The 17,953-nt window shown below is 37.4% G+C and carries 14 protein-coding genes; 5 read left to right on the top strand and 9 right to left on the bottom strand.

Annotation, left to right across the window (positions count from 1 at the left end; genetic code table 11):
* Window positions 1–30 precede the first annotated feature (30 nt).
* Window positions 31–1,344: a phosphopyruvate hydratase gene (gene eno, locus XYLOR_RS06895; RefSeq protein WP_036878041.1), complete on the bottom strand. Its 1,314-nt coding sequence runs from the start codon at window positions 1,342–1,344 to the stop codon at window positions 31–33.
* A gap of 70 nt (window positions 1,345–1,414) precedes the next feature.
* A complete protein-coding gene (gene fldA, locus XYLOR_RS06890; RefSeq protein ID WP_036878039.1) occupies window positions 1,415–1,918 on the bottom strand; it encodes a flavodoxin FldA in 504 nt (167 codons plus the stop codon).
* Between the two features lie 219 nt (window positions 1,919–2,137).
* Between fldA and XYLOR_RS06885 the strand changes: the two genes are divergently transcribed.
* The 4 genes from XYLOR_RS06885 to XYLOR_RS06870 all read left to right on the top strand — a co-directional run bounded on the left by XYLOR_RS06885 (window position 2,138) and on the right by XYLOR_RS06870 (window position 7,375).
* The gene (locus XYLOR_RS06885) at window positions 2,138–2,317 is read left to right on the top strand and encodes a DUF4250 domain-containing protein (RefSeq protein WP_036878037.1); all 180 of its coding nucleotides are present in this window, start codon (window positions 2,138–2,140) and stop codon (window positions 2,315–2,317) included.
* A 20-nt stretch (window positions 2,318–2,337) separates the two neighbouring features.
* The gene (locus tag XYLOR_RS06880; protein WP_036878036.1) at window positions 2,338–3,231 is read left to right on the top strand and encodes a LysR substrate-binding domain-containing protein; all 894 of its coding nucleotides are present in this window, start codon (window positions 2,338–2,340) and stop codon (window positions 3,229–3,231) included.
* A 75-nt stretch (window positions 3,232–3,306) separates the two neighbouring features.
* Window positions 3,307–4,341, top strand: a complete 1,035-nt coding sequence (locus XYLOR_RS06875) for a YeiH family protein (RefSeq protein WP_036878034.1) — start codon at window positions 3,307–3,309, stop codon at window positions 4,339–4,341.
* Window positions 4,342–4,657: 316 nt separating this feature from the next.
* Window positions 4,658–7,375, top strand: coding sequence for an ATP-binding protein (locus XYLOR_RS06870; protein WP_036878032.1), 2,718 nt, complete (start codon window positions 4,658–4,660; stop codon window positions 7,373–7,375).
* A 90-nt stretch (window positions 7,376–7,465) separates the two neighbouring features.
* On the opposite strand, the gene XYLOR_RS06865 is transcribed toward XYLOR_RS06870, so the two are convergent.
* The 6 genes from XYLOR_RS06865 to XYLOR_RS06840 form a co-directional block, all read right to left on the bottom strand.
* The gene (locus tag XYLOR_RS06865; protein WP_036878030.1) at window positions 7,466–9,934 is read right to left on the bottom strand and encodes a TonB-dependent receptor; all 2,469 of its coding nucleotides are present in this window, start codon (window positions 9,932–9,934) and stop codon (window positions 7,466–7,468) included.
* Window positions 9,935–10,027: 93 nt separating this feature from the next.
* On the bottom strand, window positions 10,028–11,374 hold the full coding sequence (locus XYLOR_RS06860) for an MATE family efflux transporter (RefSeq protein ID WP_036878028.1): 1,347 nt from the start codon (window positions 11,372–11,374) through the stop codon (window positions 10,028–10,030).
* A gap of 3 nt (window positions 11,375–11,377) precedes the next feature.
* A complete protein-coding gene (locus XYLOR_RS06855; RefSeq protein WP_036878026.1) occupies window positions 11,378–12,538 on the bottom strand; it encodes a MalY/PatB family protein in 1,161 nt (386 codons plus the stop codon).
* A 5-nt stretch (window positions 12,539–12,543) separates the two neighbouring features.
* Window positions 12,544–13,389, bottom strand: a complete 846-nt coding sequence (locus XYLOR_RS06850; protein WP_036878024.1) for a DUF3737 family protein — start codon at window positions 13,387–13,389, stop codon at window positions 12,544–12,546.
* A gap of 200 nt (window positions 13,390–13,589) precedes the next feature.
* A complete protein-coding gene (locus XYLOR_RS06845; RefSeq protein ID WP_036880852.1) occupies window positions 13,590–14,753 on the bottom strand; it encodes an anaerobic sulfatase-maturation protein in 1,164 nt (387 codons plus the stop codon).
* A 144-nt stretch (window positions 14,754–14,897) separates the two neighbouring features.
* Window positions 14,898–15,542 carry a response regulator transcription factor gene (locus tag XYLOR_RS06840; RefSeq protein ID WP_036878023.1) on the bottom strand — a complete coding sequence of 215 codons (645 nt, stop codon included), beginning with the start codon at window positions 15,540–15,542 and terminating at the stop codon, window positions 14,898–14,900.
* 227 nt (window positions 15,543–15,769) lie between these two features.
* Here XYLOR_RS06840 and XYLOR_RS06835 point away from each other — a divergent pair, with 227 nt between their 5' ends.
* The gene (locus XYLOR_RS06835; RefSeq protein WP_036878021.1) at window positions 15,770–16,675 is read left to right on the top strand and encodes a serine O-acetyltransferase; all 906 of its coding nucleotides are present in this window, start codon (window positions 15,770–15,772) and stop codon (window positions 16,673–16,675) included.
* A 46-nt stretch (window positions 16,676–16,721) separates the two neighbouring features.
* Here the strand turns inward: XYLOR_RS06835 and XYLOR_RS06830 are convergent, their stop codons facing one another.
* On the bottom strand, window positions 16,722–17,936 hold the full coding sequence (locus tag XYLOR_RS06830) for an L-serine ammonia-lyase (RefSeq protein ID WP_036878019.1): 1,215 nt from the start codon (window positions 17,934–17,936) through the stop codon (window positions 16,722–16,724).
* Between the last annotated feature and the right edge of the window lie 17 nt (window positions 17,937–17,953).

The raw sequence follows: 17,953 nt of genomic DNA, 5'->3' as shown, positions 1-17,953 counted from the left end.
TTTCTGTACCGAATTGTATCGTAATTGGGATTATTCAGCTTTAAGTTTTCTATATCCGTACACAGCATTAGGACCAAGCTCCTCTTCGATGCGTATCAACTGGTTGTATTTGGCAATACGGTCTGTACGACTCATAGAACCGGTCTTGATCTGTCCTGAATTGGTAGCAACGGCAATATCTGCGATGGTGGTATCTTCGGTCTCGCCCGATCTGTGAGATGTGACCGTAGTATATCCATGGCGGTGAGCCATCTCGATAGCATCAAGCGTTTCTGACAGTGTACCGATCTGATTAACCTTGATAAGAATAGAATTTGCAGCACCGCTGATGATACCCTTCTCAAGATATTTAACATTGGTGACAAACAAATCATCGCCTACCAACTGGCATTTGCCGCCGAGAGCCTTTGTCATCTTGGTCCATCCTTCCCAGTCGTTCTCGTCAAGACCATCCTCGATAGAGTCGATAGGATACTTTGAAATCAAATGTTCCATATAAGCAATCTGCTCATCATCAGACAACTTCCTGCCGTTAGGATCTTTCTTCATTCCGTTGCTCAGTTGACTGTAGTCGTAATAGAACTTACCATCCTTTTCGGTTGAGAACTCGCTTGCGGCACAATCTACAGCAATAGTGATGTCCTTGCCGGGTTCGTATCCTGCCTTGGTGATAGCATCGACAATGCTTTGAAGAGCATCTTCTATACCCTCAAGTTTTGGAGCAAAACCACCTTCATCACCAACAGCCGTACTTAATCCACGACCCTTGAGCAATTTATGTAAAGCGTGGAAGACCTCAGATCCCATCCGCACTGCCTCTTGTTCAGAAAAGGCACCTACGGGTCTGATCATAAACTCCTGGAAGGCGATAGGCGCGTCGCTGTGTGCACCGCCGTTGATGATATTCATCATCGGGACAGGCAGAACATACGTATTTGTGCCTCCAATATATCTGTATAGAGGCAAACCAAGATAATTGGCAGCCGCATGAGCCACGGCAAGAGATACACCCAGTATGGCATTAGCACCAAGATTAGACTTCGTGGCTGTACCATCCAGTTGGATCATCTTCTTATCTATAGCACGCTGTTCGAGCGCTGACATTCCTATTATGGCATCGGCTATTTTGCCGTTAACATTCTCTACCGCCTTAGTAACGCCCTTTCCGCCGAAGCGTGTCTTATCTCCATCACGCAGTTCGAGAGCTTCATTTTCACCTGTCGATGCTCCTGACGGTACAGATGCTCTGCCCGTTATGCCCGACTCTAATGTCACGTCAACTTCAACTGTTGGATTTCCTCTTGAATCGAGAATTTCCCTTGCATGAATTTTTTCAATAATCATAATCTCTAATATTTTATGTGTTTATATAAATAACTAGCCCCTTATCATAGTGAGCAACATCTTATCTTACTTACAACTGGCTCTTAATCTGTGCTATCCAGCTGTCTATTCTGGCTTCAGTCTTGTCGTCCTCGTTTACCTCATCAAGAGCAAGGCCAACGAAACGGCCGTCTATCACCGACTCTGAATCGTCGAAAGTATAGCCATCGATTGGAACCTCTCCAATAAAATTAACGCCCTTGGATTTTAACCCGTTCCACAGTTCAATCATTGCCCCGCAGAAAGACTCGCTATAAGAGTCGGAATCGCCACAGCCAAACAGGGCTACAGTCTTGCCGTTAAGATCCATTGATTTCAACTTTTCAAGACCATCAATCCAGTCGTCTTGTAATTCTCCATCTCCCCATGTAGAGGTGCCAAGAATTAGGTTATCATTCTGCGCTATGACGTCATCGCTTAGTTTGCTGACATCAACAACGCTACTATTTTCCAGTCCCAGTTTAGAAGCTATCATTTTAGCGATACCTTCGCAAGTACCTGTAGACGAACCATAAATTACAACTGTTTTTTTCATAACCTAAAAATTTAAATTATTACTAATTATCCACTTCGCAAAGATAGTAATATCTATAAGAAAACGATAACTTTTGTTGCTTTTGACGGATAAAATAAGTTAAATGTTATGATAACGCATCTATTGAGCATAATATTAAGCTAACTTATTGTTTTCCAATACGAAAAAGACATAGATGGAAAGAAAATCTCATTCACTTTTATTACCTTTGCACACGATATGGAAAAATTACCACAAGATCCCTATATACTTTTCTCGGCTGTTAATATGCTACTTAGAGATAATTATAAGTCGCTGGACGAACTTTGCGATGACATGAACGTAGACCGCGCAGAACTGGAAAACAATCTGTCGAAGGTCGGTTTTGAATATAGTGAGGAAAATAATAAATTCTGGTAAAATATAAAAAGATATGAATTATGGTTGATATACGATTGAAAGTATTTCGCAGTGTAGCGCAAAACCTCAGTTTCACTAAGGCTTCGCAAGAACTGTATATCAGTCAGCCGGCTATAAGTAAGCATATTCAGGAACTGGAAGCTGAATATCATGTGCGCCTGTTCGACCGGCTGGGCAACAGGATCTCACTTACTCATGCGGGGCAGTTGCTTTTAGACCATTGTCAAAGGATTTTCAGCGATTATCAGCATCTGGATTTTGAAATGAACGCGCTGCGCAAAAAATACAGCGGCGAAATACGAATTGGAGCCAGTACAACAATATCTCAATATGTAATGCCCGAAATATTGGCAGATTTTGTACAACAGTATCCTCAGACTTCAATATCTGTGTTGAGTGGAAACTCTCGCGATATAGAGGCTGCATTGCAAGGAGGCAAAATCGACATAGGTATGGTGGAGGGCATAATACGTCAGCCGCAGTTGAAATATTCTGCATTTATGAAAGACGAACTTGTAGCTATCGTAAGTGCGGAGAATGTTTTAGTCGATAAAGACGAGATAACGATATCCGAACTGCAAAACACTCCTCTGGTATTGCGTGAACACGGCTCAGGCACTCTTGATGTAGTGGAAAATGCTTTGCAGAATAAGGGACTGTCATTATCAGACATGAAGATAGTGATGTACCTTGGAAGTACCGAGAGCATAAAAGGTTTTATAGCACATTCGAATAGTATGGGCATCGTATCTGTAAGGTCGGTAAGCAAAGCTCTTCTCAATGGCGAATTCAAAGTGATAGAGATAAAGGGACTAAAGATGGAAAGAGAATTCTGCTTCGTAGAAAAGAGAGGCGAGAGTTCGGGAATGCAGACTGTATTTAAAAAGTTTATAACTTCAAGTTATAGGCTATAGTTATAATATATATACACCGCACTGATATTCTTCATACCTTTGCAGTCTGAAAAATCAAACTAAAAAGGAAAGAATATGTTAAGTGAAAACAGAAGCAGCATGCTTCACGGTGTCTTATTAATAACCTTGTTCTCTTGTGCGGCATTTTATTTAGGCGATATGCCTTTTGCAAAGAGTATATCGTTCAGTCCTATGATTATAGGTATCATACTTGGTATGCTATACGCCAACAGTCTGCGTAATAATCTGCCTGATACCTGGGTGCCAGGAATACAGTTTTGCGCTAAGCGTATATTGCGTATAGGTGTAATATTGTATGGATTTAAACTAACATTTCAGGATGTAACAACTGTGGGACTGCCGGCTATAATAATAGATGCAATAATAGTGACAGTAACAATAAGTGGTGGGGTTATGATAGGCAGAATGCTCAAGATGGACCGTGGTGTGGCGCTTCTTACCTCAGTAGGCAGTGGCATTTGCGGAGCGGCAGCTATTCTCGGAGCAGAATCGGCCATTAAGATAAAACCCTACAAAACAGCTGTTGCTGTATCTACGGTAGTAATATTCGGCACAATATCAATGTTTCTCTATCCAATACTTTACAGAAATGGTGTTTTCGCTATATCTCCCGAGCAGATGGGCATCTTTACAGGTTCTACCATTCATGAGGTAGCACACGTAGTAGGGGCAGGTAATGCGATGGGAAAGGCTGTATCTGATTATGCCATAATCGTAAAGATGATAAGAGTGATGATGCTGGTTCCTGTGCTACTTGTTATAAGTTGGGATGTTGCCCGTGCAGCAGCTCAAAAAGGAGTAGAGCAGGAGAGTGGTCGTAAAATATCCATACCATGGTTTGCAGTACTGTTCCTTGTGGTAATAGGTTTTAATTCGCTCAATTTGTTGCCTGCCGCTTTGGTTTCATTTATCAATACATTTGATGTGTTCTTACTCACCATGGCGATGACGGCGCTCGGGGCGGAGACAAGCATCGATAAATTTCGTAAGGCAGGCATGAAACCCTTTCTATTGGCTTCAATACTCTATATGTGGCTCATATTCGGGGGATATGCGTTGGCAAAATATCTGGTGCCTATACTTGTATAAATATAATATTACATATTTAGAAATTCTGCGGCAGACTTATTCATACTTATTTTTGTAATGTATGAAAGGTCTGCCGCAAACGTTATATTTGCAAAATATAAAATGGAGATACTATTATCTTTATACGTTTTATGTTGAGGTTTCGGCTACTAATAATATAAAAAATATTCAAATACAGATGATTATTATACGATAGTCTAAAACGTCCTTATTTAATAATATTAACCTTTAAAAAGAAAAATAATGTAAAATAATGCAATTGTAAAATAAATTGTATATATTTGCGGCGTAGTTATGGTCTTAATATTCAAAAACTATGAAAAAAGTAATTGTCTTTACAGTTTTTACTGTCTTGATGATATTGTCCTCATTGACAGTAAGAGGCAGAAATTTGAATTCTGATACCATACCAGATGTGATAGATATAGTTGGTAATAAATATTATCCACCATGCGAATTTATTAACGAAAAGGGTAAACCTGATGGCTTTTGCGTTGACGTACTAAAAGAGGTTATGAAGAGAATGCATAAAAGATATACCATCCGATTAATGTCACGCGAGGAATTACAGAAAGTTGCAGAATCAGGAAAAACAGATTTGATTTTGGAAATGACATACAACAACGTCAAAACAAAATCTATATTTTATGGCTCTGTTTACAGCTATGCTAAAGATGGCGTTGTGTATAATAAGTTGAAAGAACCTATTCTATATTATAAACAACTGAAAAATAAACGTGTGGCAGTAGAGAAAGGTTCTTATCTTGAATATATGCTACGCTATTTGAACCTGAACATAAAGGTCTTGCCTGTAGAAGATCTTATGCAGGCAACATATATGCTAAAGCACTTAAAATGTGATGCAATATTATGCAATATAGAAACAGCCAGGTATATAGCAGATCACAACAACTTTGGCTGTGCTGATGTGGGTTTACCTCCTGAAAAATTGTGTTTGTCGGGTACTAATTATATGCTTTTAACAAAAGTATGTCTTATAGTATACGACTTGAAGAGTGAGGGTATTTATGATAAAATTCATTCTAAATGGTTTGAGCGTGATAAATCGATGTTCTATCTAAACATAATCTATAGAGTAGTTACAGCTTTTGCTGTAATCATATTTCTTTTTATAGCGTTTAACGCCTTGTTGCGCTATAAAATAAGGAAAGCCAAACGCCAGTTGGAGCGTAATCAGCATAGTCTTGCAATTTCACTTCACGCAGGTGAAATAGGGATATGGGGATACAATATAGAGAAAAGACGATTCTATAATATATTCTGTGACTATTTCCCTGCTGATGGGCGTCTTTACGAAGATGAACTTAAAATGTTCCACCCTGATGATGTTAACATTTTTGCAGACGCTATACAAATGTCTATAGAAGGTAATCCGCCAGAGGGTTCTATATGCGTACGTATGGATAACACAGGGAATAAAAATTGGCGCTATATTGAGAAAGAACTGCATTCTCTGCGTGATGATAAAGGTGAGGTGGAAAAGATTATTGGAACACATAAGGATGTGACCGAAAGCATAAACAAAGAGAACAAAATCAAAGAACTGCTTAAAGATCATGAAGTAATGTTCAACAATACTTCTATAGGTATGCAATACTTTGATGCAGATGGCTATCTTATGAAAATAAATGATGCTGCTTGCAATATATTCGGTGTCAGCGATAGACAAGCTTTCCTTGACTCACGACCGAATCTTTTTGAATATCCACAACTAAAGGGATATATTAATAAAAATGATTTACATAAGGATAATTTTATTCTATATGATGATTTTGATAAATATAAAGAATTTAAGAATTATGGTTTGAGAGACAAAACAGGAGTACACTATATTGAGACATTCATTAGTCCTGTATATACATCTGATAACAAACTGTTATGTATCGTTGTTAACAATAATGACCTGACAGAGCGTGAGACTTTAAGAAAACAAGTTGAAGATTATGCTTTCAGAATGAAGTATGTGCTGAAATCCAGTGGTATTCTTACATGGAAATATAACCCTGAAACCCATAAACGAACTTCGCTGGATGGTAATCTTGTTATTCCTGAAGATATGGAATGGAAAGATATTGTGCAATATGTCGCTGACGAGGATAAACAAAAATTTATTGATTTATTCCTTGCGATGGATCAACGTCATGCAAATTCTTTTAGTACTCAGATTAATTTTGATAGATTCTATGTGGATTATCGACCGGCATGTTATAGTGTTGAGGGTACTCCTTTTAGAAATAAAGAAGGAGAAATAGAATATTATATAGGTCTGAGTATAAATATAACAAGACTTATTGATATACAGAAACAATTGGAACATGAGAAGGAAGAAGCCCAGAAGGCAGATAAGCTGAAATCTGCTTTTATAGCCAATGTCAGTCATGAGATACGTACACCTCTTAACTCTATAATCGGCTTCTCTGATTTGTTGCAATATACAAATGATGAAAAGGATAAAAAGACCTTTGTAGATATAATAAAGCTTAACAATGAAAGGTTGCTTAAGATAATTGATGACGTGCTAGATTTGTCAAAAATAGAATCGGGTACAATGCCATTGAGTATAGAGTCTGTTGATATAGAGGCTATATTCAAAGAGTATCATGAAGTATTTGCACGGCAACTTGTCGATTCTAAAGTAAAGATGATATTTGAATCTACTAATACAAAATGTTTTATTGATACAGACAGGGTGCGCTTTACACAGGTTCTGACCAATTTTCTTACTAATGCAGTGAAATATACATCGGAGGGATATATACGTATGGGTTATGAATGTGTTAATAATGGACTTCGTATCTTTGTAGAAGATACAGGTATCGGAATTCCATATGAAAAGAAAGATCTTGTGTTTAATAGGTTTGAGAAATTAGATTCGTTTGTTCAAGGCACTGGTCTGGGACTATCCATATGCAAAGATATTGCGAGTCTGTTTAATGGGGAGGTCGGAGTAGAATCTAAACTTGGCAAAGGTTCTACATTCTGGATGTGGATACCTTGCGAGTGTAGGTGCTAAACAATTAATAAATTGTGGTTAATATGAAAACCGGTGGCAAGACTAATATTTATCTTGCCACCGGTTTAAGTATATCTTAATTAGAAATCTTTATTTAATTATAATCTGCTCAACGTTATTGGTGTTGTTCTCAACCTGTTTCACATCTGTATTATTTATTGTACGCTGTGCTTTCTTAACAGTTGATGTATGACCTAATTTATAAGTAACGGTGAAGTTTATCATACGTAAGTCTATATGAATATTATTACGGGTATTAAATCCTGTACCTTCAGAGTAACTTTCGATATTAATATTTTTACCTGATAGAGGCGATATTGCCATTGCGCTGATACTCAGTCGTTCATCTTTCATAAAAGAACGACTTAAAGATACAACGGCAATGTTATATCCTGAACTCCAACCCTGTATGTTATAGCTCTTTGTGCTGTTAATAAGATTCAATCCCAGACGTATATTCAGAGGCATTGTTTGCTGTAATCCTGCCATGCAGTTTCCTTGCCATCCATTGTTACTATAGCCAAGTTGATTGCTCTTCATGTCGGCATACTCCAAACTTCCATTTATCATGAACCGTGTTGCTGTTGTAGGACTCCAACTGATAAATGTATTCAGTCCTGTCTGATGGTTCTTGACAACATTGCCATATGTAGTGTTAAGAATGTTGTTACTGTATGAGCTGTACTGTGCTATCGAGTTGTTGCAAAGGCTCTGGCGTAGAGTAAGATTTAATATGAATTTAGGAGTGAAGTAGTTGTATACAGCGCTTATAGTGTGTGATTTTTCACAATTAAGATCTGTATTACCATAAGATATCGATGTAGGGTCTGTACGATTAATATAAGGATTTAGCATTGATATTCCAGGACGGCTTATTCTCATATTGTAAGTAAGACCTATGTTGCCTGTTGTACCAAGATTATATGATACGCTTGCCGATGGCACCAGATTGCCATAATTAAGTTTAAAGTTTTCGCCATTGTCAGAGAAATATTTAACATTCTGCCAAGTATGTTCATATCTCAGTCCTGCTTTCATATTCATCTTTGCAGTGTTGAAGTTATATTCTGCATAAGCTGCAGCTATATCATTGATATGTCTATAATCAATACTGTTGGTGTTATTCTTTGTGTATACATTTCCTAATACGTCAAAGTAGTCGGATACAGATGAATTGTTTCGTCTGATATATTTCAGTCCCATATCTATTGTACTCTTGGTGTCAATAGGATTAGTGAAATCAACTTGTGCTGTGTGCTCAAGAGTATTGGTGTGTGCGTCTGTATATCTGTTGCCTAGATTATAATATGAAGTTCCTGTTCCATCAAAAGTATTTAATGTCTTATTTTTGTCAGGTGTAGAACTTATCATATAGGATAGAGTAAGCATGCGACCTTTGTGATGAGCAAATTGCCTCTGATAGTCAATACTTCCGTTTATAGAGTATCTGTTGTCTTTATTATTAGTCAAACTCTTATAGCCAAATTGGCTGTCACTGCCTAAACCAATAACATCAGTATTCCCGTTATTGTCTTGATTATGATTTAATTTTGAAATGCCAAAAGTAGTAGAAACAAGTCTAAGTGAATCAATCTCATAACTCATATTAAGATTGACCATGTTATAGTGAATCTTATTATCTAATGAAGTATTAGAGTTTATGGATGATGTCCCTGATTGAGACACCTGTTGGCGCGTCATATCAGATGTTACATTGTTGGTGTTGACATTTTGTGAACTAAAATTCATAGATGCAGAGAACTTGCCTTTCTGCATAGCTGCATAGACACCTCCTCCATAAGTAGGCATTGTACCACCATTGCCGGTAAGGGTGATGTTATAATTATCATTCTTCTGAGATCTGGCTGCCTCACTACTCATGATAATGTTCAGTACACCTCCTGTACCCTCAGCATCATACTTTGCTCCGGGATTAGTTATTACCTCTATATTCTGTACAGCAGAAGCAGGCATCATCTTAAATACTTGAGATGGATTGCTGCTTATCATAAGATTTGGTTTTCCATTGACATAAACCTTAAAATTACCACTACCGTTTACTGTGATATTATCTTGTCCATCAACAGTAACCATAGGTACTTTTCGAAGCATGTCTAGTACGGTACTTGATTTTGAATCCACATCATTGCTGACATTATAAGTCATCTTGTCAGCTTCCATCTTTATAAGTGGTTTCTGACCCTTTACTACGACACCGTCAAGAGTCTTTACATCATTACATATCAGTATAGTGCCGAAATCAATTGTGTTGTTGTTAAGGTTGATTTCGCGTACGATATCTTTTCTTCCCATAGAACTGATGTACATCATATATAAACCTTTCCCATTTACTTTCTGACTAAATTTTCCCTTTATGTCAGTAATACCTGCCGAGGAAGGCCTTTCTGTTTTGTGATCGCGAAAAATTCTAACAGTCGCGTAAGGCTCCGGCTCATGAGTGAGTGAATCTAACACAATTCCTTTTACAATAGTAGTCTGAGCCAAAGAATTAATGGCAAAACAAAAAACTACAACAATAACAAGCAATACCTTTTTCATCTTCTTTTTATTATTATGATGCAAAGGTATTACTTATTATTGCTAATACCAAGTTTTTTGTTACTAAACGTACATTTTATTTAAATATATATATCACAAAGCTATATTTTTATATTTTATTCTTTTCGTTGAAATTTGATACCATAATGTGGAAACAGCTCCTTTGGATATACTACTGGTGCATATTGCCCACCAGATTGCAGACAGTCCCATACCAAATGATATTAATAGCAAGGCAATAGGAATACGCAATATATTGCCTACAATACTTATACCGGCCGGTATCATTGAGCGGTTGGTACCATAGAACATTCCCTGATGAACTATCTCAAGCATCATGAATACCATCGAATATCCGTCTATTCTCATATATTCAGCTCCTACTGTATAGGCTTTGACATCAGGTACAAATATCCTGAATATATCTTCTCCAAAACCAACGAATAGTACTGTACAGAATAATCCGATAGACAGACAGAATAGCATCGCTACATTGTATGATTTCTTAACACGGTCCATTCTGCCTGCTCCAAAGTTTTGAGCGACAAATGCACTTAATGCTTCACTCATGCCCTGAGCAGTGTTCCAGCATATTGCTTCAATATCACCTCCCGTAGTGTATGCTAACAACCCTACTGCACCACCTTCTCTAGATGCCATACCTGTAATTACAAATCCAAGAATTGCAAATACAATATTAAATGAAGCCACTGGTGCGCCTATCTTGGCTATAGTAAGCATTTTATTCCATACTGGTTTTACAATAAAATGGAAGTCGTCGAATAGTCGGCTTTTTACTTTCAACTCATATATAAATGCTACAAGCACTGTTACTGCGGCAATCCAAGATGCAAGTGCTGCACCTGCTATACCCATTTTGAATCCATAAATGAATAATGGATCTAGTGACATATTAACTAATAACCCAAGTCCGTTGATATAAAAGGTTATCTTAGTTCTACCTGCAGCATTGAATATTCCCGAACATGCCATAGATATAAGTAGGGCAGGGGATGCTGACATAAAGATACGCATATATGTTGTGGCCTGTACAACAATACTGGGCGAGACATCGAAGAGCTTGATAAATCCATCAGCCCATATCATGACAACTGCTGTGACAACAATTGAAATAATTCCTGCTAATGTTATATCCTGTGAAGCCATTTCCTTGGCTGCCATCTTGTCTTTTTGCCCAAGTCGCATTCCGACAGCGACCTCAGCACCGACCCTTGTCATAGTGCCGATAGCAAGGAATAGCCACATGACCATACCTGCTGCTCCAGTAGCAGCCACGGCATCAGTGCTCCAATGCCCAAGCCAGGCAACATCTGTAAGGTTATAGGCAAGTGATATAAATGTTGTAGCCATAATTGGTGCTGCAAGAGCAAACAATTCACGCCCTACACTACCTTTTGTTAGATCTTTTGTACCATTCATATATTACTTACTCCATACCTCCTTAATTCTATTCAGAGCTTTAGACAGCAATTGTCGTGGACAAGCTATATTTATTCTCATAAAATTGTCCCCATCGCAACCATATAAAATTCCTTCATTTAATTGCACTTTTTGTTTCTCAATCAGTTCTGTATATATTTGATGTGATGACTTACCAAGAGCAGAACAATCTACCCACACAAGATATGTACCTTCAAGTTTTGTCACAGGCAGTTTTGGCATCTCCTTTTTGAAGAAATCGCACAGATACATATAGTTGCCATGTAGATATTCTATAAGTTCATCAAGCCATTCCTCACTGTTGTTGTATGCAGCCTGTAGAGCTATAACTCCAAACGGGTTGACATCACAAACCTCATTGATATTGATAGCTTTGTCTATTTTATCTCTTATCCCCTTGTCTGCAACTGTGATATTTGCAATTTGCAATCCCGCAATATTAAAAGCTTTACTAGGCGATGTACATGTAGCGGAATTCATAAGAAATTCATTGCTGATGGATGCAAAAGGTATATATTTATATCCTTTATAGACTAATTCGCAATGTATTTCATCTGCAATTACGAAAACATTGTGTCGCAAACATATATCTCCAATCTTCTTCAATTCTTTACGGGTCCAAACTCTTCCTGCCGGATTATGCGGATTGCATAAAAGCATTACTTTTACTCTCTTGTCTGAAGCTTTAGCCTCAAGGTCTTCAAAATCAATAGAGTATGTGCTGTCATGATAATAGAGTGGACTGGTTACAGTCTCACATCCATTATTTCGTATTGATGAAAAAAAACAGTTGTATACCGGCGTTTGTATCAAGACCCTGTCACCAGGCACTGTCATTGCCTTAATTATTGCCGATATGGCAGGCACAACTCCAGAAGTATATATTATCCATTCTTTCTGCATTTGCCATCCATGTCGCTTATTAAACCAATTTGTAACTGCATTATAATAGTTGTCTGGGACTTTTACATATCCAAATATTCCATGCTCAACACGTTTGTTCAATGCTTCGGTTATTGCCGGAGCAGTACGGAAATCCATATCAGCCACCCACAGAGGTAATATATCAGCATCAGATGACGAATCCCATTTGTATGAATCCGTTCCTCTACGTGAGATTATTTTATCAAAATCAAATCTCATGTTCTTTAATTCCAAAGTGTCAGTTTGCAGTCGGCAGGTGCTTTAATATTCTCGTCTATGATTATCTCTCCATAACTATCAGCCTTGATGCATCCACTACTAGGATTTTTCACGCTCTTTACAGCACTCCTTATTGTTGCATTTACAGTACTGGATTCAAAAGCAAGATCAGCATCATCAGCCATCGTACAGTTTTCCATTATAAGATTATGTGCATAACACAATGGTTGAGTTCCTGATATTTTACAGTTTACTAGATGCAGATTCTTTGAGTGCCATCCCAAATATTCGCCATTAATCTCAGAATCATAGACAGTTACATCCTCAGAGTTCCAGAAGGCATCCTTTGTGTTAAGCACAGAGTTCCGTATTACTACATTTTTACAGTACTGAAACGAATAGTTTCCGTTTAGTTTAAGATTATCAATTTCAATATCTTTGCAGTGTGACATGATATAATCTCCATTACTGGCTGTAACATTTTTAAGTTTTATGCCACGACACATCCACAAAGTTTCTGCAGCATCTGGGATATTGACATTTTCAAGTTTTATATTATCCATCTCGCGGAACATCTTTGGGGCATCAATCTGAGTGTCACTCATCTCTAAGTTTCTTGAGTACCATAGAGCGGCTCTTGCTCCTTCGGTGAAATGACAGCCTTTTAATACAAATCCGTCGTTGTGCCAAAATGGGTATTTTCCCTCGAAAGTGCAGTTTACTGCTTCGATATTACCACATTCTTTAAGGGCTGATTCTCCTTTATGGATTATAACGTTATCCAATTTTAGATTTCGAGTAGCAAATAGAGGTCTTTCGCCTCCAAATTCCTTTTTACAAATAACTTCCATTCTTTATAATTATTATATATTCTTGCAAATAAAAACCTATTGTCTTTCCATTCGAATGCAAAGTTAGTGCCAATCTGATATATTGTCAGTAGATATTTTACAGAATAAAGTACCAATATTACTTAATAAAGATGTATAAACAAAAACCGGCATCTGTATTTATACACGGATGCCGGCTTTTTTATTGTATTAAATAATAATTATCTTATTTCTTTCATTATATTGGCCGGTGCACGGTCTGCATCTAATTCTTTTTTCATATAGTCCATATATGGAGCAACATGATCAAAAAACTTATAATAGCCTTCGCAGAGATAGTTTAAGCCTGATTCACAATCTTCAGTTTGAATGAAACGATTTTTCGGACATTCTCCATTGCAGGCAAACAGATATTTGCATTCCCGGCATTTGCGAGGCAGTGAAGTGCTTTTAGACAGACCAAATGATTTCTGACGTTCGCTGTACATCATCTCAACAAGAGTTTTCTCGTTTAGATTACCTAGTTTGTATTCAGGATAGACAAAGTGATCGCAACTGTATACGTCTCCATTAAATTCTATTATTCCGGCATGGCCACAGGTCTTTGCCATCGAACAAATACCTGGTGCTACTCCAACCCAGTTTGCGAGGGTCGCATCGAATAGTTGTATGTAATATTCGCCTACATCATTGTGTACCCATTCATCAAAAATAGTGCATAGAAAATTACCCCATTGCTCAGGCGTTACTGATTCAGGTGTGAGTTTACCATTTTGATCACGCTCAACAATAGGTGTAAATTGGATGTAATGGCAGTTGATATCTTTGAAAAAGTGGTAGAACTCTAGTGGGTGTTCTACATTGTTATCATTAATTACAGCCATGGCGTTCCATTCTACTTGATGCTTGTTGAGCGAACGTATGCCATTCATTACTTTATAGAATGATGACATCCCAAGCTTGTTACGGCGATATTTGTCGTGAAACTCTTGAGGGCCATCAATAGATATTCCTACAAGCCAATTATTATCGTGTAAGAACTGGCACCACTCATCTGTTAGCAGTGTTCCGTTTGTCTGTATGCAGTTGTCTATATTTCGGCCACGCGAATACTGTTTCTGTAGTTTTATAACATTCTTGTAGAATGATAACGGGCGCATGAGTGGTTCACCTCCATGCCATGTAAAGAGTACATTAGGCATTGTCTGAGATGTAATATACTCATCTATAAATTTTTCGAGAAGAGTATCGCTCATTACTTTGTTGGTATATTCGTGATATAAGTCAGACTTCTCAAGATAGTAGCAGTAGCGACATGAAAGATTGCACATAGGACCTGCTGGTTTTGCCATCATATACAGCGGATGTGCAAAAGGTGTAGATATATTGCTCATTTGTTTGATCTATTTTATAATCTGTGTAGTTCGTATATTAATACGACTTGTTAGCGTCATGATATTAACGTGCTAACTTAGATTATATTGTAGTCAAATACAACCATTGTGCAATATTGTACAGTTTACATATTATTAGATATAATACTCAGATGTATCTATTAATCCTGATCTTATGACAGATTTAATAGCTTCGTGTGCAGTGTTAACGCCTAGTTTCCTGAAAATGTTTTTGCGATGAGTATTTATAGTATGAATGCTTGAAAATCTTTCAGTTGCAATCTCCTTCGTAGTCTTGCCTTGTGCTATTGAACGTACTATTTCAATCTCTGTAGGTGTAAGTTTTGACGGGATATATTCGTCTTTCTTTTTATGGGAAAACATGATTTCAGTAACACGTTGGCATATATATCTTTCGCTACATAGTGCGTATGATATAGCCTCTTCTATTTCTTTAAGAGGTGAATCTTTGAAAACTATACTTATATTACGACTGCTGTATATTACACTCTTAAGAAACGATTCTGTTAGGTCTTCACTTATTAATATCCAGAAAGCATCTGGAAATCGTTCGTTAATAATAAGGAGGTTATTCACATCTGAAAAATCGAATAATGTATAATCTATAATAACAATGGCCTGTTCATAAGTCTTGAGCTTGTCTATCAGTTCTGTTTTATCAGGTGTATGCATGATTTTTGTGTCTGGTACATCATTGAGCAGATGTTCAATACCATATTGTGTCAGTTCTTGATTGTCAGCTAATATTATTACGGCCATATTATTCTAATTAATTATTTATGTATGCAAAGGTATTGATATTTTGTGTTATGTGAAATCGCATAATAAAGGTAATTTAGCTACCATATTTGTGGTAAGATAACTAGTACGATTATGGTATAATATAGCTAAATACCACATTTGTGCTATAAAGAATAGCGCAACTCTGGTATTTATTCTTATGTTCTTTCTATTTATCTTTGCACAAAATAAAAAGACTTACTATTATGGGAGAAGACAGAATAAATACAATATTACACAATGTGAAAATACTTTCGGAAGTATCAGAACCTGAAAAGAGAATACTTCCTAATAATAATTCACCATTGCCATCAATAGAATCGCTTAAGCGTATTGTTGAATTGGTTAAAGCTATTGCTTTTCCCGGTTTTTTTGACGATGAAGAAGAGAGCAGTAGAGTACGATCATATTATATAGGAGTGAATATGGAATCACTGTTCTCGTTACTTAGAAAACAGATAGCGAGGGGATTTATATTCTGCAACGAGATCGAAGAAAAAAATGTGTCAGAGAAATCTTCAGAACTTGCAGCCTCATTTATAAATGCAATACCGAATATAAAACGTCTCTTGTATACAGACGTTGAGGCTATATATAATAATGATCCAGCCGTATCAAACCCGGGTGAAGTAATATTTTGCTATCCCGTACTACAAGCTATGGCACATTATCGTGTTGCTCATGAACTTCATAAAATGGGTATACCAATAATACCGCGCATCATAACAGAACTGGCACACTCTGCTACAGGTATTGACATACATCCAGGCGCACAGATTGGGGAATATTTCAGCATAGACCATGGAACTGGAGTTGTAATTGGTGAGACGTGTATAATAGGAAATAATGTAACACTGTACCAAGGTGTTACACTTGGTGCTAAAAGTATAAAATTAGATAAGGATGATAATTCGGTTAATGCACCTCGACATCCGATATTAGAAGATAATGTAACGGTATATTCAAATTCTACTATACTCGGTAGGGTTACAATTGGTCATGATACTGTTATTGGCGGTAATGTATGGATAACAAATAGTTTACCTCCTTATTCAAATCTTACCCAAAGCAAATATATCTCAGCATCATTCATTGGCGGACTGGGAATCTGATATAATACATGATCTGTTTCTTATTGCATAATTGTCTTATGCATAGTTACATTATGTCGTTGTATTCTGTAGCAAGGCCACCTTCGCTAGTTTCCTTATAAAGAGAAGGCAGGTCATGTCCGGTCTTTCTCATTACATTCACCACTTTGTCAAAAGATACTCTATGCTTTCCATCTGAAAAAGAAGCGTAAAGGTCTGCATCCAGTGCTCTGGTAGCAGCAAATGCATTTCGTTCTATACATGGTATCTGAACAAGTCCGCATACAGGATCACATGTCATACCTAAGTGATGTTCCAATCCCATTTCAGCAGCATATTCAATCTGGGATGGACTTCCTCCAAATAGCTGACAAGCTGCTGCTGATGCCATGGCACAGGCTACACCAACTTCACCTTGGCATCCAACTTCTGCTCCTGATATTGAAGCGTTCTGTTTAACGATATTTCCAAAAAGTCCAGCCGTGGCAAGCGCATGTATTATGCGAATATTACTGAACCCATGTGCTTTATGAAGGTGGTATAATACAGCCGGAACTACTCCACATGCACCACAAGTAGGAGCTGTAACTACAGTTCCACCAGATGCATTTTCTTCACTGGCAGCTAGTGCATATGCATATACTAATCCACGAGATTGTAGGCTTGACTTATAACCACTAGCTTTTACATAATAAGTAGATGCTTTACGTGGAAGATTTAGAGATCCAGGAAGAACACCTTCATGAATTAATCCGTCTTCTACACATTTTTGCATAGCATCCCATACTTTTGCTAAATAATCCCAAATATCTTTTTGTTCACACTCGGCAACATACTCCCAATAGTTTCTTCCGTATTTATCACACCAGTCCATTATACTGCCCATAGTGTTAAGACTGTATGTTTCTGAAGTATCAAACATATCTCCGACCTTTTTCCCTTCAGATAGAGAACCACCGCCAATGCTATATACAGTCCATTCATTAATCACATTACGCTTATCATCAAGGGCTGCAAAATGCATTCCATTAGGATGAAAAGGTAAAAATACAGATGGCTTCCATATAATATTGACTAGGGCTACAGGTTTTAGCACATCTTCTATTGCAGAATCTGTCATGTGACCACTGCCCGTAGCAGCAAGACTTCCAAATAAAGTTACTTCGAAATATCGGGCATTCATATTTTTAGATAAGAAAATCTTCGCAGCACGTTGAGGGCCCATTGTATGACTGCTTGAAGGTCCTTTACCTATCTTATATAATTCTGTAAGTGATTTCATTGTCTGTATATTTTGTG

This window comes from Xylanibacter oryzae DSM 17970, assembly GCF_000585355.1.
Lineage (GTDB): Bacteria > Bacteroidota > Bacteroidia > Bacteroidales > Bacteroidaceae > Prevotella > Prevotella oryzae.
The sequence above is the reverse complement of the archived record's forward strand: the minus strand, read 5'-3'. Positions and strand labels throughout refer to the sequence as shown.